This window comes from Pseudomonas sp. DE0010, assembly GCF_007680745.1.
Taxonomy (GTDB): Bacteria; Pseudomonadota; Gammaproteobacteria; order Pseudomonadales; family Pseudomonadaceae; genus Aquipseudomonas; species Aquipseudomonas parafulva_B.
Genome location: NZ_VEJQ01000151.1, coordinates 1 through 298, shown reverse-complemented (window position 1 = coordinate 298; position 298 = coordinate 1). Strand labels below are relative to the sequence as shown.

1 protein-coding gene is annotated in these 298 nt (G+C 68.5%); it reads left to right on the top strand.

Features of this window, described 5'->3' with window-relative positions; all coding sequences use genetic code 11:
- Positions 1-2: 2 nt before the first annotated feature.
- On the top strand, positions 3-298 hold a 296-nt coding region (locus tag FS767_RS22035), incomplete at its 3' end, for a metallophosphoesterase (RefSeq protein ID WP_256674309.1).

Below are 298 nucleotides of genomic sequence, written 5' to 3'. Positions count from 1 at the left end.
ACCTGCTGCTGGAGCGCCTCGACTATCAACAGGTGGACGGCGTCTGGCAGCATCCCGAACGCCAGGCGATCTTTCTCGGTGACCTGGTCGATCGCGGCCCGCGCATTCGCGGCGCCCTGCGTCGGGTGCGCGCCATGGTCGAGGGTGGCCATGCCCACTGCATCCTCGGCAATCACGAACTCAATGCCCTGGCCTGGCACACCCCGGCGCTCCCCGGCACCGGCCAGACCTGGGTGCGCGAACACACCCCCCGTCATCGCCAGCTGATCCAGGAGACCCTGGCTGCCTTCGCCGATCA